General features: G+C 43.3%; 13 protein-coding genes. 7 read left to right on the forward strand and 6 right to left on the reverse strand.

Features of this window, described 5'->3' with window-relative positions:
* Positions 1-6: 6 nt before the first annotated feature.
* Entirely contained in the window at positions 7-750 is a 744-nt protein-coding gene (locus JF50_RS02270) for a YciK family oxidoreductase (RefSeq protein WP_039607883.1), read from the reverse strand.
* Between the two features lie 252 nt (positions 751-1,002).
* Between JF50_RS02270 and JF50_RS02275 the strand changes: the two genes are divergently transcribed.
* From JF50_RS02275 to JF50_RS02295, 5 genes are all read left to right on the forward strand, one after another.
* Entirely contained in the window at positions 1,003-3,465 is a 2,463-nt protein-coding gene (locus JF50_RS02275; RefSeq protein WP_039607884.1) for a VolA/Pla-1 family phospholipase, read from the forward strand.
* A 170-nt stretch (positions 3,466-3,635) separates the two neighbouring features.
* A complete protein-coding gene (gene sohB / locus JF50_RS02280) occupies positions 3,636-4,640 on the forward strand; it encodes a protease SohB (RefSeq protein WP_039607885.1) in 1,005 nt (334 codons plus the stop codon).
* Between the two features lie 375 nt (positions 4,641-5,015).
* Positions 5,016-8,288 (forward strand): VPS10 domain-containing protein, encoded by a 3,273-nt coding sequence (locus JF50_RS02285; RefSeq protein WP_039607886.1) that lies wholly within the window; start codon positions 5,016-5,018, stop codon positions 8,286-8,288.
* Positions 8,289-8,481: 193 nt separating this feature from the next.
* The gene (locus JF50_RS02290) at positions 8,482-10,353 is read left to right on the forward strand and encodes a TonB-dependent receptor plug domain-containing protein (RefSeq protein WP_039607887.1); all 1,872 of its coding nucleotides are present in this window, start codon (positions 8,482-8,484) and stop codon (positions 10,351-10,353) included.
* Between the two features lie 8 nt (positions 10,354-10,361).
* Entirely contained in the window at positions 10,362-10,880 is a 519-nt protein-coding gene (locus tag JF50_RS02295; RefSeq protein ID WP_039607888.1) for a PepSY-associated TM helix domain-containing protein, read from the forward strand.
* An 88-nt stretch (positions 10,881-10,968) separates the two neighbouring features.
* Here the strand turns inward: JF50_RS02295 and JF50_RS02300 are convergent, their stop codons facing one another.
* Positions 10,969-12,336 carry an alkaline phosphatase PhoX gene (locus JF50_RS02300; RefSeq protein ID WP_039607889.1) on the reverse strand — a complete coding sequence of 456 codons (1,368 nt, stop codon included), beginning with the start codon at positions 12,334-12,336 and terminating at the stop codon, positions 10,969-10,971.
* Between the two features lie 161 nt (positions 12,337-12,497).
* Here JF50_RS02300 and JF50_RS02305 point away from each other — a divergent pair, with 161 nt between their 5' ends.
* Entirely contained in the window at positions 12,498-12,986 is a 489-nt protein-coding gene (locus tag JF50_RS02305) for a Fur family transcriptional regulator (protein WP_039607890.1), read from the forward strand.
* 64 nt (positions 12,987-13,050) lie between these two features.
* Complete coding sequence (locus tag JF50_RS02310) at positions 13,051-14,382, forward strand: dihydroorotase (protein ID WP_039607891.1); 1,332 nt, start codon at positions 13,051-13,053, stop codon at positions 14,380-14,382.
* Positions 14,383-14,449: 67 nt separating this feature from the next.
* Here JF50_RS02310 and JF50_RS02315 read toward each other — a convergent pair whose 3' ends face one another.
* From JF50_RS02315 to JF50_RS02335, 4 genes are all read right to left on the reverse strand, one after another.
* A complete protein-coding gene (locus JF50_RS02315; RefSeq protein ID WP_039607892.1) occupies positions 14,450-15,094 on the reverse strand; it encodes an outer membrane protein in 645 nt (214 codons plus the stop codon).
* A gap of 72 nt (positions 15,095-15,166) precedes the next feature.
* Complete coding sequence (locus JF50_RS02320; protein WP_039607893.1) at positions 15,167-15,580, reverse strand: hypothetical protein; 414 nt, start codon at positions 15,578-15,580, stop codon at positions 15,167-15,169.
* Positions 15,581-15,815: 235 nt separating this feature from the next.
* Positions 15,816-16,682 carry a hypothetical protein gene (locus tag JF50_RS02325; RefSeq protein ID WP_039607894.1) on the reverse strand — a complete coding sequence of 289 codons (867 nt, stop codon included), beginning with the start codon at positions 16,680-16,682 and terminating at the stop codon, positions 15,816-15,818.
* A gap of 278 nt (positions 16,683-16,960) precedes the next feature.
* Positions 16,961-17,815: a bile acid:sodium symporter family protein gene (locus JF50_RS02335; RefSeq protein WP_039607896.1), complete on the reverse strand. Its 855-nt coding sequence runs from the start codon at positions 17,813-17,815 to the stop codon at positions 16,961-16,963.
* Positions 17,816-17,926 lie beyond the last annotated feature (111 nt).

Consider the following 17,926-nt stretch of genomic DNA (forward strand, 5'->3'; position numbering starts at 1 on the left):
AAATACTTATTTAGGCTGTGCATCAATTGATTGGCCGTTCACTTCTAATGAGTCATCTGACATCAAATATAAATAAGTTGGCATCAAATCTTCCGCTGTTTTTAGCTTGTCTCTGTCTTCACCAGGGAAGGCTGCTTCTCGCATGCTAGTACGGGTTGCGCCAGGGTTGATGCAGTTTACTCGAATATTGGTTTTACCCACTTCACATGCCCATGTTTGCATCATGCCTTCAGTGGCAAATTTAGAGATGGCATAGGCCCCCCAAAATTCACGGCCTTGTCGCCCAACACCTGATGATGTGAAAATGACCGAAGCGCTCGGTGCTTTGCGCATTATTGGGAATAAAAAACGTGTGATCATCGCCTGTGCGGTAACATTTACTTTCATGACATTTTCAAATGTAGATACACAGAAATGTTCTAACGGGCCCATAGTGCCCAAAATAGCGGCATTATTCAGTAGGCCGTCTAATTTACCAAATTGTTGCTCAATGGTTGAAGCTAGATCTCGATAATGTTGTTTGGTTGCGCCTTTAAGGTCCAATGGCACGATGGCTGGTTGAGGATAACCTGCATTGATGATTTCATCATAAACCGCTTCTAGTTTGCTGGTGGTTTTCCCTAACAAAATCACGGTGGCACCATGCTTGGCATAGTGGATTGCGGCAATACGACCGATACCGTCACCCGCACCTGTGACCAAAATCACTTTATTTTCTAGTGCATTACTAGCTGCATTATATGTTTGCATATTGGACCTCGAACAAATACATTTGCTATATTTTATCATAGTCACGACGCAAGTTATCGAATTTATTGCAAATATGAGTGGCGAAAGGCTACACTTTGCGTTAAGTTAAACTGGTCTAATGTCTTATTAAAAGCAAAATTACATAGTTTTAACGAATTATTCTCGGCGGCTTATTTATGCTTACATCTTAGAGGCAAGGGTAGGCGCTGGCCGAGGGAACAAGAATAATAAAATTATGTCGGAGCCAATACAATGAAGAAACTGTTACTACCACTCGCTGTTTCAGCTGCATTAGCAGGCTGTGGTGGCGGTGAAACGCTAGAAGATGTAAAGCAAGACACCAAACCTGTAACGCCAGTTGCATCGGTTAAATTTGATCCCTCCAATGGTGTTATTTCCGTACCGAATGATATTCTCTTTAGTGGTACACAAGATGGTACACTCAATATCCCAGGTGAGCTAGATGGCGATTCTAAGCCTCTGCTATCCCGCGCAGGGTATGCTGATCCGTCTCTAGCACTGGGTGGTTTAGACGGTTGGTCTACACAAATGCCATATCAAATTGGCTTGAATACACCGACAGGTGTGACAATCGATGCCGCAACCGTTGCAGCACCAGGTGCTGTGCGTATATTTGAAGTGGTGATGGGCGATGATACGCAAACAGAAGCGTGTCAAAACTTTAGTCCAGCTTTCGCTTGTCGAGTAGTGAGTGAATTAACATTTGGTCCAACTGGTGACTTTGTCTCTCAACTAAGTGAAGATGGCCAAAACATCAATGTTATTCCTGTTAAACCGTTTAAGTCTAATACGACTTATATCACGGTGTTGACTACCAACATTAAAGACACGGTAGATGGGGGCAGAAGCCTAACGCCTTCGTCGACGTATACATTGCTTCGTCAAGAAGCGCCGTTAGTAACTGATTCACAGAAATCTTTGCAAGCGGTTATTCGCAGCTACGAGCAAGCGCTGGTTTCTAGCGAATCTATTGGTGCGGATGAGATCGTTTACACAGCGGCAATGACAACACAAGCAACAGGCCCTGTTGTTGGCACTATCAAGCAGTTGCTAGCATCAACATTTGGGACAGCTAAACAGCCAGTTGTAGCCGTCCCTGATCAAGACTTTATGTCAGTTGCTGATAAATTTACTGAGCTAGGTTTGGCTGCGGCACTGCCGCCTGAGTTGCTGCAAGCAGCTGGTGGGATCCGCTACCTAAAAGGTAACATTCAATTACCTCAATATTTATCTAAGCCAAAAAATGGCGAAGATGCGGCGCTAGCTGATACGTATTGGCAAGCATTATGTGACAACGGCGTTGCTGTTGCGGCTGCCAAAGGCGCTGCAGAAGCTGCTGGTGGTCAGTTACCTGAGCCGGAAGCTGGCACAGTCGATGCGCAGTGTGATGCGCTTTCTGGTGGCCAATTGCGAGACTTAGGTCTTGATGCACAAAAATTTGTGTCGAAATACAATGTTATTCCTAGAGAGCAATGGGTTGCTAATGCACCAGTGCAAATCACATTCCCACTGTCAGAAGCGCCTGAGACTGGCTTCCCTGTTGTGATTATGCAACATGGCATCACCAGTAAAAAAGAAGACATGCTTAGCTTGACGTTAGCATTGTCTCAGGCTGGCTTTGCAACTGTGGCGATAGACCACCCAATGCACGGTGAGCGTGGTATTGACGTAGATGGTGACGGTGTTGATGAGTTTAATGCCACCACTAAGAGCGTTTTACACTACATGAACTTGCAATCATTGCTTGTTGCCCGTGATAACCTGCGCCAATCAACTGCGGACTTATTGGCATTACGATTTGGTTTAAATGCAATTAATGCATTTTCTCAAGTACCACTTAACTTTAATACGAATGACGTGAGCTTTGTCGGCCAGTCTTTGGGTTCAGTTGTGGCACCAAGTTTCATAGCACATGCAAACTTACCGTTTGACAATGAAGCGCTTAAAGCAGCAGAGCCGTTGTTTAAAATGGGCCCTGCAGCGCTGTCTAGCGGTGGTGCAGGCATTGCTAACTTCTTAGTGGAGTCAGCCTCATTTGGGCCAGTTGTAAAAACGGCTGTGGTTCAGGGCGCCTCTGACTTAGCGGTTTCGAAGAAGTTTGTTAGTTACCTTGAAGAAGGTGCGGTTGCTGATTGTGGTGCGTTTGCTGGCAGCGCGAGTGCGTTTGCTGCATGTGCATACAATACATTTGTAGCAAACCTAGAAGCTGAAGGTGACCTTGCGTCAATTGCGGCCATTAATGGTACCGTTGATCAGTTTGCCTATGCGTCACAAACCGTGTTAGATACGGCAGATCCTCTGAATTATGCACCGCTGGTACGTGCGGTCAATACACCAATGTACATGAGTGTTGTTGTTGGTGGTGAGGGTGAAAACAAGGGCGACCAAGTTATCCCTGCGACTACGTTGCCACGTAACCCATTGGGTGGTAGCACGCCATTGGCTGCGCTGATGGGGCTAGAGACAGCCACTGAGTCGAAGCAATCAACTGATGGCACTGCTGGTCGTTATGTTGTGAACTTCTCTCAAGGACATCACAGTTCGTTGTTAACACCATCATTTGATGAGCGCACGGGCGGTACAGCACAAGGCCATGCTCAGGCAACAGCGGAAATGCAAAAGCAAGTTGCTACTTATCTTGCATCTAAAGGCTTGTTGTTACCAATTACTGATGAAAGTGTGATTGCCAAGTAACACCGTTGCTAAGAAAAAGCCGCTAACGAGCGGCTTTTTTTATGCTTATCATTTGATCTAAATGAGAGTTGTTATCATGGTTTTATTGCAATGTAGTGTTATTTAGGACAAGATTAATGCTGATCGTTTTTGATTACATAGACTGATAAATAAGGGTTTAGGAGATAGCGTTGGCTTTTTTGTTTGAATATGGGTTATTTTTGGCTAAAGCAGTAACAATTGTGATTGCTGTGGGTGCCATTATTATATTAGTGGTGGGTGCAAGCCAAAAACCAAAAAGTAAAGCTGGTGAGATAGAGGTTAAAGACTTATCGTCTCAATTGGCGGAAGCAAAAGAAGAGTTTCTACATCAGACTTTGGATAAAAAAGCGTTAAAAGCACATCTGAAAGAGAGTAAAAAGAAATCAGATGAAAAGCCACAGAAGAAGGCATTTGTTATCGACTTTTCGGGCAGCATTGATGCGAATGAAGTGACCAGTTTGCGCGAGGAAATTACGGCGATTCTGACGATTGCTGATAAAGAGAAAGATCAGGTATTGGTCAATGTTGAAAGTGGTGGTGGTGTTGTTCATGGTTATGGTTTAGCGGCGTCTCAACTGATCAGGCTCAAGCAAGCAGGCTTACCGCTTACAATTAGTGTTGATAAAGTTGCGGCAAGTGGCGGCTATATGATGGCGTGTGTGGCTGATAAGATTGTGGCTGCGCCTTTTGCCATCGTCGGCTCTATTGGTGTACTTGCTCAAATACCTAACTTCAATAAAATTTTGAAGAAAAATGACGTTGAGTTTGAACAGATCACCGCGGGTGAATATAAGCGCACATTAACCATGTTTGGTGAAAATACCGAACAGGGCCGTGACAAATTTAAGAGTGAAGTTGAGCACACACATACTTTATTTAAGCAGTTTGTTGCTGAACATCGACCGCAGATGGACATCGATAAAGTGGCAACCGGTGAGCATTGGTTTGCAACGCATGCAAAAGAGTTTGATCTAGTTGATGAGATAAAAACCAGTGATGATCTGCTACTAGATTTAAATGAATCACACCAACTTTATAAGGTGAAATATAAAACTAAGAAAGCGTTGGCAGAGCGCTTTGGTTTAGGGTTGAGTGTCGTTGCGGAAAAGCTAGGTGTTAAACTGCTTTCTCGTATTCAATCTAATAAGTTGTAGTCTTGTAAAGCTTGGTTTCGGCCTGTTAAACATTTTAATTGAGTAACAGGCTGACGATATATATTATTCTTTTCTATATAGTCCTATTTCAATTCCTCTCACACAGCCTTCACTTATACGCGTTGTAAAAAGCCTCTTATACTCTGAAAAATCGACATAAAATTATACTTATATACGTTTTTATGCTTTGCCTATCCTTACGTTGTGATATTTTTAACTTGGCATGTCGGTGTAAAAAGGGTTAGGTTTTACACAAAATGTTACAATATAACTTTAGACTCTATTTTCTGTAATCTCAGCGAATATTTACATACGTATATCATTTTTTAAGTTAATGTTGATTTGAAAAAAACAAAAACCAACATCGGTGGGAAAATGAATGTACTACTAAAAGCAGCAGTTGCTGTATCTTTAGCTTGTGCCAGTTCAAATACGCTGGCTGCTAAATCAGACGAAGAAAAAGCCCTCTTTAGCAGTAAAACTTTTGAGGCAATGAAACTTCGAAATATTGGCCCAGCATACATGTCAGGGCGTATCGCTGATATTGAAGTGGATCAAAACAATCCGTCCACATGGTATACCGCAGTGGGTTCCGGTGGTATCTGGAAAACGGTTAATGCGGGAACAACTTGGACACCTATTTTTGATAAACAGGCTGTTTATTCGACTGGGGATGTGACCATTGATCCGAGCAATTCCAATATCATTTGGGTGGGCACTGGCGAAAACAATGGTGGGCGCCATATCAGCTTTGGTGACGGTGTTTATAAGTCAATGGATGGCGGTAAAACATGGAAAAACATGGGCTTGAAAAAGTCTGAACGTATTTCTGACATCATCATTCATCCAACAGATTCAAACACTGTGTGGGTTTCAGCACAGGGTCCGCTTTGGACAGATGGCGGCGAGCGCGGTCTATATAAAACCACTGATGGCGGTGAAACTTGGAAATTGGTATTAAAGCCAGAAGATGAGTGGACAGGTGTAACATCGCTGCTGATTGACCCAAGAAATCCAAATAAATTATATGCAGCAACTTGGTCTCGACAAAGAAAAATAGAGGCTTATGTTGGCACAGGTCCTGGTTCGGGTATTCATACCTCTGATGATGGCGGCGAGACTTGGACAGAGCTTAAAACTGGGTTGCCAAAAGGCAATATGGGTAAAATAGGTTTAGCCATTTCTCCTATTAATCCTGACGTTGTATATGCTGCTGTTGAAATTGATAACCGTAAAGGTGGATTATATCGCTCAGCCAATCAAGGTCAGAGCTGGACTAAGATGTCTGATGAAGTAGGTGGCGGTACCGGTCCGCACTATTACCAAGAAATTTTTGCTGATAAGCATCAATTTGACCGTATTTATATTGCGAGTAACTACAGTAAAGTCTCTGACGATGGCGGTAAAACTTGGACGCCAATCAATACTAAGCGCAAGCACGTAGATGACCATGCGATGGCCTTCCATCCAACCGATCCTGACTTTGTATTGATTGGTTCTGATGGTGGTATCTATATGTCACATGACCGTATGGCAAACTGGCGCTTCATGGCGAACCTACCATTAACTCAATTCTATAAAGTCGCGCCTGATGATTCTAAACCATTTTATAAAGTTTACGGCGGGACACAGGATAATTCGACGCAAGGCGGTCCATCTCGAACTATGCGTACAGAGGGGATCAAAAATAAAGATTGGTTCTTGACGTTAGGTGGAGACGGGCATCAGCCAGCAGTTGAGCCGGGTAACCCAGATATTATGTACTCTCAATGGCAGCAGGGTAACTTAGCTCGTCATGACTTTAAAACGCGTGAGAATGTATATATTAAACCGCAACCTTTGCCGGGCGATCCTGCTGAGCGCTTCAATTGGGATGCCCCGGTAAATGTATCTACTCATGATCCAAAACGTGTTTATTTTGCATCACAGCGTGTGTGGCGTTCTGATGACCGTGGTGATAGTTGGACACCTATTTCAGGCGATTTGACTAAAAACGGTAACCGTATGCATACTCCGATGATGGGCCGCACTTGGTCTGTCGAAGCAGGCTGGGATCTTTACGCAATGTCTGAGTACCATACGATTGCGAACTTCTCTGAAAGTCCGGTCAATGAGAATATTTTATGGGCAGGTACTGACGATGGGTTAATTCAAGTCACCAGCGATGGCGGTAAGAATTGGAAAAAAATTGACCTCAAGCGTGTTAAAGGCGTGCCAGCTACCGCGTATGTGAATGATATTCGCGCGGACTTATTCGATCCGAATACCGTGTATGTCGCACTAGATAATCACAAATATGGTGACTTTAAGCCATACCTGATCAAGTCAACAAATCTAGGTAAAACTTGGAAATCACTTGCTAAAGACTTACCTGAGAATCACTTAGTTTGGCGTATTGTGCAAGACCATGTAAACAAAGACCTTATGTTCATTGGTACTGAGTTTGGTATCTTCTTTACCGTTGATGGGGGTAAAAAATGGATTGAGCTCAACGGTGGTATTCCGACGATTTCTACACGTGACGTTAAAATACAGCGTCGTGAGAATGACTTAGTTGCGGGTACTTTTGGTCGCGGTATTTATATTCTCGATGACTATACGCCATTGCGCACATTGACTGAAAAAGCCATGGAGCAAGACGCTATCTTGATGGGCCCTGGTCGCCCAGTTAAGTGGTATCAAGAAGATACAAACCACAGTCGTACAGACGGGGATGATCGTTTTGTTGCGGATAACCCAGAACATGGTGCGACCTTAACATATTTCCTAAAAGATAGCCTACTGACAGCCAAAGCGCTGCGTCAGCAAGCTGAAAAGGAACTGGTTAAGAAAGAGAAGTATCCAAAATACCCGACTTGGGAAGCGATTGAGAAAGAAAACCAAGAACCAAAGCCAGCTGTATATCTAGAAATTCGTGATGCTGAAGGCAACTTTGTAGACCGTGTTGCTGGTAAAACAACCAAAGGCATACACCGTGTAACTTGGGATATGGAGTATGCGGCTAATCAGGCTATCACCGGCGAAAAAGCGTCTATGTGGGACCCGTTTGCGATAGGCCGTATGGTTATGCCTGGCACTTATACAGCGACACTTTACAAGCGTGTTAAAGGTGAAGTATCTCAGTTGGCAACACCTGTTGAGTTTGAATTGCAAGCAATTACTGAAGGTGCTGTATCAGGTCCTACTGCGGAGTCTATCGCCGAATTTAGCGAGCAGCTAAAGAGTGTGCAAAGACGTTACACGTCAACAACGGCTGTGCTAAATGAAGCGACAAAAACACTACAGACAGTCCGTAAAGCGATAGACCAAACGCCAGGTAATATCAGTACCCTTGAGTCAACATACGCTGAAGTTCAGGCTGAAATCAATGCTATCAACTTGGCACTGACAGGGCTGAAATCACGTGATCGTAAAGGCGCAAAGCCTGCAAATATCTCTAGCCGTCTTGGCTATGCGATGTCTGCGCTTTGGTCTTCTTATGGCCCTACCAAGCAGCATCGTCAGCAGTTCGGTTTTGCGCAACAAGGCCTTGAGGATGTGATGAGACGTGTTTCAACGCTGCAGGAAAAAACAATTCCTAATCTTCAACAGTCAGTGATTGATGCCGGTGGACCTTGGACGAGCGGCGCAGCTGTTGTGACAAAGTAAGTTCATTCGAAATGATGGCGTCGTGCGGTTAGCGGCGCCTTTTTAATACCAATGCTAAGCTTTACGTCTAGTGCAGGTTAGGCGTGAAATTCCAGGACGAAAACGATTAGCTTTTAAAAATGAATTATGAAGATGTCCTGATGAGATAACGATAACACACCTTATAACAAGTTAATTGAGCAGTTTATTAACGATGAAAACGATACTTTCTTTTCTTTTTGCTAGTACGCCGATTATGGTCAGCGCATATGGGGAACAACTTGAAGTGATTGAGGTTTTAGCGCCAAAAGAATCACTGACAATTGCTTCTGCGAATCATACCTCAGCCTATTTAGATGAGCGCTTTACTTTTTCACCCAATAGAACCATTGCAGATCAACTTATAGCCTTATCTGGTGTGAGTTTAAACGGTCAAGGAGGGCAGTTTCAAAGTTATGCCATACGGGGTTTTAGCCGTGGCAGAATACGGACTGAAATTGATGGCATTCCCATTATTACAGATAGGCGAGCAGGAAATTCTGCGTCATTTATTGCGCCGACATTGCTCAACTTGGGGCATGTTATTAAAGGGCCTAGCTCATCACTTTATGGCTCGCAGGCTATGGGGGGGGTGGTTAGCTTAAGCTCCGAGATGTCAGACAAGACGCAAGTTGCAGGTTCAGTGCAAAGCAATAATCAAGGTGTTAATTTTTCATTCAAACATCAAAAGAATGACTTTACCTCTGCCTTTGCTTACCAGCATGCCAACAGTGACAATACCCCTAATGGTGATGTGCTAAACACTCAGTTTGAGCGTGCGTCAGGGCTTGTGAGATTTAAAACGCAACATCAAGGCTATACGGTCACTTACTCTTGGTTACCTAGCTATGGTAAGAATATCGGTAAGAGTAATACAAAATATCCTATTGAGCAGGTGAGCGATTACCCTGAAGAGATACATTCTCTTGCGCAGGTTCAGTTAACCGGCGAAGAAAATTGGATAGCGAAACTTTATCATCATTACCAAAACTGGGATAGTAGGACAACACGATTTGAGCGCTACGATGGCTTGAGTCAATATCAGGGCCATACGTTGGGCGGACAATGGTTACAGCAAGTTAATTTGCAAGGTTTAGAAAGCCATTGGGGGGTAGACTGGCTTTCACGTAAAGGGGTGAAAATTACCAGTGATTATTTAGTAGTGGATGAGTCTGCACTCAATCCGTTGGGTAATGAAATGAATGCTGAAGAAGACAATTTTGCAGTGTATGGTAAAACGCATTGGCAATGGGGCAAGGTCAATTTTGACTTTGGGCTGAGATATGACTGGCTTAAGCAGCAAAGTGAGCAATCCGAAGATGCGACTGACGGTCGTTTAAATGCTTCTTTTGCAGCCATGTTACCACTTTCTGATACTGTCGATCTTGGGCTCGATATTGGCACTGGTTTTCGATACCCAACGCTGTCTGAGCGCTTGTTTTATGGTCAAACGCCAAGAGGGCTGATTGTGGGGAATCAAGCATTGGACCCTGAAACCAGTGTCGGCAGTCAGTTATCTTTGAACTGGCACGCATCTGACGAGGTGAGCGTGTATGGTGCTGTTTATCATTATGACTTAGATAATTACATTGATCGCTATGAGACAGCGTCAGGTTATTTGACTTATCAAAACTTGAGTCATGCTCAAATCAGTGGCTTTGAAGCGGAGGTCAGGTGGTACGCCAGTGAACATTTTGAGCACATACTGAGTTACCAACAGCAGTCTGGTGAGGATAATCATCAACAAAGGCTAGATGATTTGCATCCTCGTAAACTGAGCTGGACCATGTTAGTGCATTTCGACAATTGGTCGCTGTCAAACGCTTACCGACATACTTTAGATGCTGATGAAGTGGGTGGAACTGAGCTGGAGCGAGACGCTTTTACTGTGTGGGATGTGTCAGTTGAGCATCAATTAACGGATAGACAAACTGTGACCGTTGCGATTAATAATCTCACAGACGAGACCTACTATGGCAGTTTAGACGAAGACGCGACCTTGCAGCCTGAGCGCAGCGTTAGATTATCAACAAGTATACAATTTTAAAGGAAGCAATGAGTTTTAATAAAAATAATAGAAGTATTCATAAGTGGGCAAGTATTATTATTTCTGTCCCGCTACTTGTGATTATTGTCACTGGTATTTTATTGCTAGTGAGAAAAGAGTTCAGCTTTATCCAGCCGCCTTCTGCAAAAGGTGTTGGTACGGTGCCTGAAGTGACGTTTACGCAAATTTTAGACATTGCAAAGTCTGTGGAGTCTGCTCAAATTAATAGCTGGGATGATGTGAATCGATTAGATGTTCGCCCTGCAAAAGGGATCACAAAAATTCGTAGTAATAATAAAATTGAGATTCAGATTGACAATCAGACGGGCGAAATTTTACACATTGCTAAACGTAACTCTGAACTGATAGAAAGCTTGCATGATGGTACCTTCTTTGAGAAAAACGCCAATTTGTGGCTGATGCTACCTGTTTCTTTTGTGACTCTAGTGATTTCCATCACAGGTATGATTTTGTTCTTTTTCCCTTATCTTAAAAAGCGTCGAAAACGACAGCACGACGCCTCGTGATTGTTACTTCAATAATCTGTTTGAATGTATAATCGGTGCTTGCAGCCAGTAACTCCAGCAATGTGATCTGGCTGCAGACTCATTTCAATTATGCTAGGTAACTTGACCAATCTCCTCGAATTGCCAAGGTCTTGGTGGGCGAATAGATATTGACGAATAAGGTTGACCCATCAGTGGAAAAGCAAGCGCCTGCAAGCTCAGTTTTAGCGCGCAGCTTGGCAAATGGATATACTTCTCCTTTGGGCGATACACCACGTAGGTGATTGTCTGGCAATAAAGTATATTGGTCCTCGCACACCAGTAGGTGTCCTTGCGGTGTGACCGTAAGATTATCGCCAAAGTCATACAGTGATTTATCGCTGCTTTCTAAAAACAATTGAATTTGACCCGGATGCTTGGCTTCTTGCGCCATGCCTTCATAAGCTGATGGCTGATAACGCATGATTTGACCTAGTTGTTTTTCTCCGCCATTGGTACAACAAAAATAAAGCTCATTGTCGCCAAAATGAATGCCTTCGCCCCGTGCAAATACAGCTGCACCTATATCATAACCGCGCAGCCGCAGGTCATCTTCAGGACTTTGCGGGTTATCTAAGGTGATCCACTCGGTCTCGAACCAAGTTGATAAAGGCATGTCAGCTTGTGTCCAGTTACGGGTGTCAAACTGCGGTGTGTGTTTAACCACGAGTGCTTGCAAAGTACCGCCTAACGCCAATTGGCCTTTTTGTTTAGGAATAAAGCGATAGAAGAGGCCATTTCCTCGGTCTTCGGTTAAATAAACAATCCCCGTTCGTGGGTCTACAGCGGCAGCTTCATGGTTAAATCGGCCCATGTCCACAAGCGGGACTGGTTGAGTTAATCCTTGTTGATTTGCTGGCACTTCAAATATGTAACCATGATCTTTTTCCAGTGCATCTCCAGCCAGTTGTACCGTTTCTTCGCAGGTTAACCAAGTTCCCCAAGGGGTGGTTCCGCCTGCACAGTTTCTAATAGTGCCAACAAGACTATAATATTGCTGTTCAATACGCTGAGTCTCAAGGTTATACACCATGGTTGTGGTGCCCCCGGGCAGTGCAATGTCTTTATTTAATCGGTCATAAGCGTTATCGGTGCGATGCGTGGCAATATCTGGTGCCGCATTTTTTAAATGTTTTGGGCTCAGTTCGTGGTTTCTGATTAACGCGACGCGTTTTTCATCGAGTTCGATACATCCCATGCCATCGGCATTGTCTGGCACACTGAGCCCATCATCCATTTTGTCATGCAATGTAGAGATAATTTGGTAACTAAACCCATCTGGTAAGTCCAACAGACCTTTGGGATCTTTGATGAGGGGACCATAACCTGTGATTGTGGGCGTGATAGAGCGCTTTTGCGCGCAACCCAACGTACTGCTGTTTAACCCGACAAATGCAAGTGCAACTGCCCCTTTAGTGAATTGTCTACGTGTGACCATGCTTACTACTCCCAAAGTCGTTTACGTAATTATCTTACTCATGTTTTACGCTTTTTTCGTGGCATAACGGTGGATTGCGCGAAAATAAGTGATTCATTTAGGTATTTTGTGATATGTTATACTGTAACATTAAGTGTGAAGTGGCAAGTAAATAGGGTCTTATGAGTCAAAAAAATAATAAAAATAACCAAGAAAGTGAGTTTGTCGAAATTTTTAATTACGCAGGTATTAAGCCTACTGAAAAAAGAATAGCTATTTTCAAGGGCTTAAAGATGGCGGGTAAAGCGCTATCACCCTATGAATTGGTTCAGTATTGTAAGCAAAACCTTGGACTTACCTTGCCAGCTGTCTCCATTTATCGCATCTTAGACTTGTTAGTTGCAGCTGATTTGGTCCATAAGCTGGATACCGTAAACAAATACATCTGCTGTACACATATCGATTGCCATAAACCCCACCCACACACTCAGTTTTTGATTTGCTCCCTGTGCCAAAAAGTAGAAGAAGTGCATATGCCTGCTGAGCTAATGGCGCAGTTATCTACACAAATTCAATCGCATGGCTATCAATTAAACTCACCTCAATTTGAGTTTCAAGGTATTTGCACAGATTGTCAGGCACTGGAAGCAGAGGCGGTATCTAACGCCTAAATTGTTTTTTTATAAGTGCCACAGAAAATTTTATTGTTAACGCGTGTCTTAAGGTGAAATAGAAATGTCGAATATTCTATTAAAAAATGCTCAGCTGATTAATGAAGGTCAAGTTGAGCACTGTGATGTACGAATTATCGGGCAAAGGATTGATAAAATTGCCAGCAGTATTACACCCACGGATATGGACCAAGTTATCGACTTGCAAGGAGACTTTTTAATTCCGGGCATGATTGATGATCAAGTGCACTTTAGGGAGCCCGGCCTTGCTTGGAAGGGCACCATTGGCACTGAATCTCGCGCTGCCGTTGCTGGTGGCATTACAAGCTTTATGGAAATGCCCAATGTGAGCCCGGCAACGACGGATAAACTGGCTGTGGTTCAAAAGCATCATATTGCAGCAGAAACATCAGCTGCAAATTATTCGTTTTATCTGGGTGCGACACCAGATAATTTAGATGAAATCAAAGCCTGTGATCCCAGTTTTATATGTGGTGTAAAAGTATTCATGGGGGCATCCACAGGTGACCTGCTGGTTGAGCACCCAAGTGCCCTTGAAGCGATTTTTAGAGAATGCCCAGTACTGATTGCGACGCACTGTGAAAAGGGGGATGTGATCAGCGACAATCTGGCAAAGCTGGGTGGCAGAGAGTTGACCATCGAAGACCATCCTGTTATTCGTGATGCCAATGCATGTTACGAGTCGTCTTCTTATGCGGTGAGTCTTGCTAAAAAATATGGCACTCAACTGCATGTACTTCATTTGACGACTGCCAAAGAGCTGGATTTATTTGCCCCAGGGCCTATAGATAACAAGCAAATTACCGCAGAAGCCTGTGTGCATCACTTGTGGTTTAATCAGGATGATTACGGCAAGTTGGGGAATTTAATCAAGTGTAATCCTGCGATTAAAGCGGAATCAGACAGACTTGCTTTGATAAACGCTTTAAACGATGGCCGTTTAGATATCATCGCGACAGATCATGCACCACATACTTGGGATGAAAAACAGCAAGCCTTCGCACAAGCCCCTGCGGGTCTTCCTTTAGTACAACATGCGTTGCTGACTTTATTTGACCAAGTGAAACGTGGCACCATGAGCTTGACTCAAGTCGTTGAAAAAACTGCGCATAACCCGGCTAAACGTTACAAAGTGCAGCAGCGAGGTTTTGTCAGAGAAGGGTACTTTGCCGACTTAGCGGTGGTGAGTGCGAAAGCGGGAGACACGGTACGTCATGACAATACTTTGTATCATTGCCAGTGGTCACCGTTTGTGGGGCATCAGTTCTCTCATCAGATCCGCTATACGTTTGTCAACGGCCAATGTGTTTACAAAGATGGCGCAGTCATTGAAGTAAAAGACAACGCAATGCCTTTGGTATTTGAGCGAGACTAGTTGTATTTATTGTCAGTGAGCGACGAATAAATTGTTGCTCACTGAGTTATTTAGGCGCTTCGTCTAATCAAAAATGGTAAACAGCCGACAGTTGCAGCGTTAGCGTATCGTAATCTAGGTTATTGAATTCACCTGTGCCGCTTTCTGCATTGAGCGTTATGTCCTTCATTTGCCCATATCGCACTTCGCCTTGCCAAGACCAAGTATCGTCCACTTTGAACAACATACCAGCAAATACTTGGTATCCGGTGTCGCCATCACTGGAATAGGAGCGCTCAGCCCCTTGCTCTTCTAAATCAATATCTACTTCTTGTGCCCAGCTTACCCCAGCGCCAATATAAGGCTGCCATGAGCTAGGTGTATTGAATACATAGTAAGTATTTAGAAAAAATAGATTTGAAGCGATGTTGCCTTCATAGGGGGAATTAATTGACGGTAATGAGGTTGTTGATTCATTGCTTCGATACTCCCATGCCAATTCTATCGCTAAATTGTTATGTACCACATAACCGACACCAAGCCCTGATACAAACCCGCCATCAAGTTGTATATCGCTATTGCCCGTCTGACTTTCTACATTTTGTGCGACGAGCGTCATATCTGACATCTGACTCAGTCCAATGTAAGGCCTGACAAACCAATCATGTTTTGCGCTGCAGATTGGAGAGAGTACTAAACAACAGCAACCAAAAGAGAGTAATTTAATATTCATGGCTAGGGCTCCATTATTAGCTCAACCTGCTATACGAGAGAATAAAGTATTTAGATTAAAACTTGGCCGGTGCTATTTAAATAAATCTTTAAATTGGTCCCACACGCCCAAAGATTCATTAGGGAAAAGATCAATGCCCAGCCAAGATTTAAGTAAATATAAGATAACGAAAACAAGCCCGAGGACCATCATTCCAACAATGGTTAATGCAGTTACAAACACCATGGCAGCAGTAAAGCGCTCCGTTGAGTTTAAGCTGCGCTTATTCACACCGCCAAGAAAGACGATATAAAAACTCCATGGTAAAAATGGAAAGGCGAGCGTCGGCCTAAAGTCAATCTGGTGATTATTCCAACCTCGCGTATTGATGACTTTATCCAGCGCTTTTCGCTGTTTATAGGTAAAGCTGGCGGCAACTTCGGGGTCCATCTTGCCAAGCAGTTGTTTGACGTGAGTGTGGCGTTGCTGGGATTTATGCACTGTCATTGAGTCTCCTTAGCCTAAGATCAAGTAAAAAGCTGCATGTGTAAAAATGGCTTAGCTAAATACTCTCATGATCCATCGACTGTCTTTTCATATCGATCGGTTACATCCTGCTATCACTAGCAATGATAGTCGCTATTTTCTCACTCAACCCTGAATTTACTTTTAGCTGTGTGATTGTGAGGTTTATAATTTCATCATGTTGATGACATATTGAATATCAGCCCCTTTTTCGAGGCTAAAATCCTAATGCTTGGTCAACTTTGCTTTTGAAGCGACGAAACATCACTGACGCCCTGGAAGGCATGTGTGTTTTTCTTGAGTAATCTATAGGCCTTATTTGAGGTAGCTGACCTTTTCGCGCAAAAGGAATCGTTTGAATTGCGAGATTGTTATTGCAGTGACTGCCAAATAAATATGAGAGAGCCGGATTTGCATTGTTTAATAAAGCGCGAGTTTGGTGAAACTCATCTAGCCGTGCTTTTGAGTGTGCCCAGCCATTGGTCTGCACAGATAGTTTTAAAATACGTTGCTTTGTTGAACCGTTCTTTTCATGGAGGCGGTGGTATAAATCTCGATTCCATAAAAAGCAGGTGCCTTTTCGTCCCTTCAAATTACAGTAGTTTAGATTGCTTTCAAGTGATCCAGTTGCATATCCAGGTATAATTTCAAAAGCACCCTCATTGGTTTGTTTGACATCATTCAGATAGATATAGATTGAGAATGGTCGACAGCCATAAACAGATTTGATATTTGGGTCACGATGGTCTTTGTGCCATCCCTCTAACAGGTCACAATGAGTTTGGTTAACAGCTCGACTCCAATCTATCTCAAAGCAGTGGCATTGAAAAAGTATCGGGCAAGGGTCCAGCACGGTAATGGCGCTGAGCAGTTTGTTGTTTAACACTTCATCGAGAATGCCGAGCTCAACAAGCTCATTTGAGTACACATAACGAGTTTCGGGCGATTGACGGTCATGAAAAATGGGATCTAATAACCCGTTCCATTTATCAATTATTTGCTGTGGATACATGTTTTGAAAAGGGAGCAGTCCATGCTTTAAATACATTGTTTGTAAAGACAACTCTCTTTTATCTAATTTCATTGTGATGCACCCTGATGCGTCTGTGGCGATATATCTAGCGTGTATAGAGATGAGCGAAACTCATGCCACGATGGGAGGTTTTAAGATACTTTATATATTTCAGGTGTTTATTAGATTTAAATGGTTTTTTAAGCTGTGTGTAGTAATGGGATTTTTGCAATTTAATAATGCAAAATGCAAATTTTAGAGAGTGTAAAGAGGAACATTTTATCTTGATGCGGGAGGAGAATAGTATCAGATAACAAATGACACTATTTCCTCTGATTACACTGCGAGTCTTATGCTTTTTTAATTGCCCAAGCGGTATAAAGCCCCGCACTGATGAACATAAATAGGCCGTAAATACTTGGCGCGATTGACATGACTTCACTACTTAATAAGCCGGTTGTCACCAGAAGTGCTAACGTTCCGTTTTGTAATCCCACTTCTAAAGTAATGGTGCGTGTTTGCGTGGCGTTATGCAGTAAAAAGTGGGCAACTAACAAACCTGCCACCATAGAGAGTAAATTTAGTGCGATGACGGCGGGGCCTGCCATGACAAGATAGTTAATTAGTTTATCACCTAGTTTAAAGCAAATACTGACGATCACTAAAAGCAATACTGCAACAGAAAACCAACTAATATACGGGCTCGCTTTTTTTGCAAATTCGGGCCACTTGGCATTAATGGCCATACCAATTAAGACCGGCACAACACCGACAACAATGAGCTGTAACCAAGCTTTTAAAATTGGAAACTCAATCAAGGTGTCACTTTGGCCGTAATAACCGATTGCCCATGCCGCTAAAAAGGGCAGGGTAAATGGGGTAATAAAGCCCACAACGGCAGTCAAAGACACAGAGAGCCCGACATCGCCTTTGGCTAAATAGCTGTATAAGTTTGAGGTTGTACCGCCCGGGCACAGAGCTAAGATAAATAAGCCAATGGCAAGCTCTCCTGTAAGCCCTGTTAAGGCAATCACGGCAATAGCGAGTACAGGTAGTAAGAGTAGCTGACAAAAAGCACCGATGAAAAAGCTTTTTGGTTGCAAGTATACGCGTTGAAAGTCTGCAAGTTTTAAGCTTAACCCAACGCCTGCCATGATAAAAATGAGCGCGACGGGTAAGCCTATTTCAATTAAAGCGGGTGGCATGTCGTTATCCTTGTTAGGCCAAATTATATTTATATTAACAAGTTATTTAACATGTCGTCATACCGAAATGAACAGGTAGGATGTGAAGGTTATATGACGCAGTGAGGTGAT

The organism is Pseudoalteromonas luteoviolacea (assembly GCF_000814765.1).
Taxonomy (GTDB): domain Bacteria; phylum Pseudomonadota; class Gammaproteobacteria; order Enterobacterales; family Alteromonadaceae; genus Pseudoalteromonas; species Pseudoalteromonas luteoviolacea_H.

Excerpts from the sequence above, each read along its gene's own strand:
- JF50_RS02285 (WP_039607886.1), top strand. The coding sequence starts at position 5,016 with ATGAATGTACTACTAAAAGCAGCAGTTGCTGTATCTTTAGCTTGTGCC.
- JF50_RS02310 (WP_039607891.1), top strand. The coding sequence starts at position 13,051 with ATGTCGAATATTCTATTAAAAAATGCTCAGCTGATTAATGAAGGTCAA.
- JF50_RS02275 (WP_039607884.1), top strand. The coding sequence starts at position 1,003 with ATGAAGAAACTGTTACTACCACTCGCTGTTTCAGCTGCATTAGCAGGC.
- JF50_RS02315 (WP_039607892.1), bottom strand. The coding sequence starts at position 15,094 with ATGAATATTAAATTACTCTCTTTTGGTTGCTGTTGTTTAGTACTCTCT.
- JF50_RS02270 (WP_039607883.1), bottom strand. The coding sequence starts at position 750 with ATGCAAACATATAATGCAGCTAGTAATGCACTAGAAAATAAAGTGATT.
- JF50_RS02290 (WP_039607887.1), top strand. The coding sequence starts at position 8,482 with ATGAAAACGATACTTTCTTTTCTTTTTGCTAGTACGCCGATTATGGTC.
- JF50_RS02325 (WP_039607894.1), bottom strand. The coding sequence starts at position 16,682 with ATGAAATTAGATAAAAGAGAGTTGTCTTTACAAACAATGTATTTAAAG.
- JF50_RS02335 (WP_039607896.1), bottom strand. The coding sequence starts at position 17,815 with ATGCCACCCGCTTTAATTGAAATAGGCTTACCCGTCGCGCTCATTTTT.
- JF50_RS02300 (WP_039607889.1), bottom strand. The coding sequence starts at position 12,336 with ATGGTCACACGTAGACAATTCACTAAAGGGGCAGTTGCACTTGCATTT.
- JF50_RS02295 (WP_039607888.1), top strand. The coding sequence starts at position 10,362 with ATGAGTTTTAATAAAAATAATAGAAGTATTCATAAGTGGGCAAGTATT.
- JF50_RS02305 (WP_039607890.1), top strand. The coding sequence starts at position 12,498 with ATGAGTCAAAAAAATAATAAAAATAACCAAGAAAGTGAGTTTGTCGAA.
- JF50_RS02320 (WP_039607893.1), bottom strand. The coding sequence starts at position 15,580 with ATGACAGTGCATAAATCCCAGCAACGCCACACTCACGTCAAACAACTG.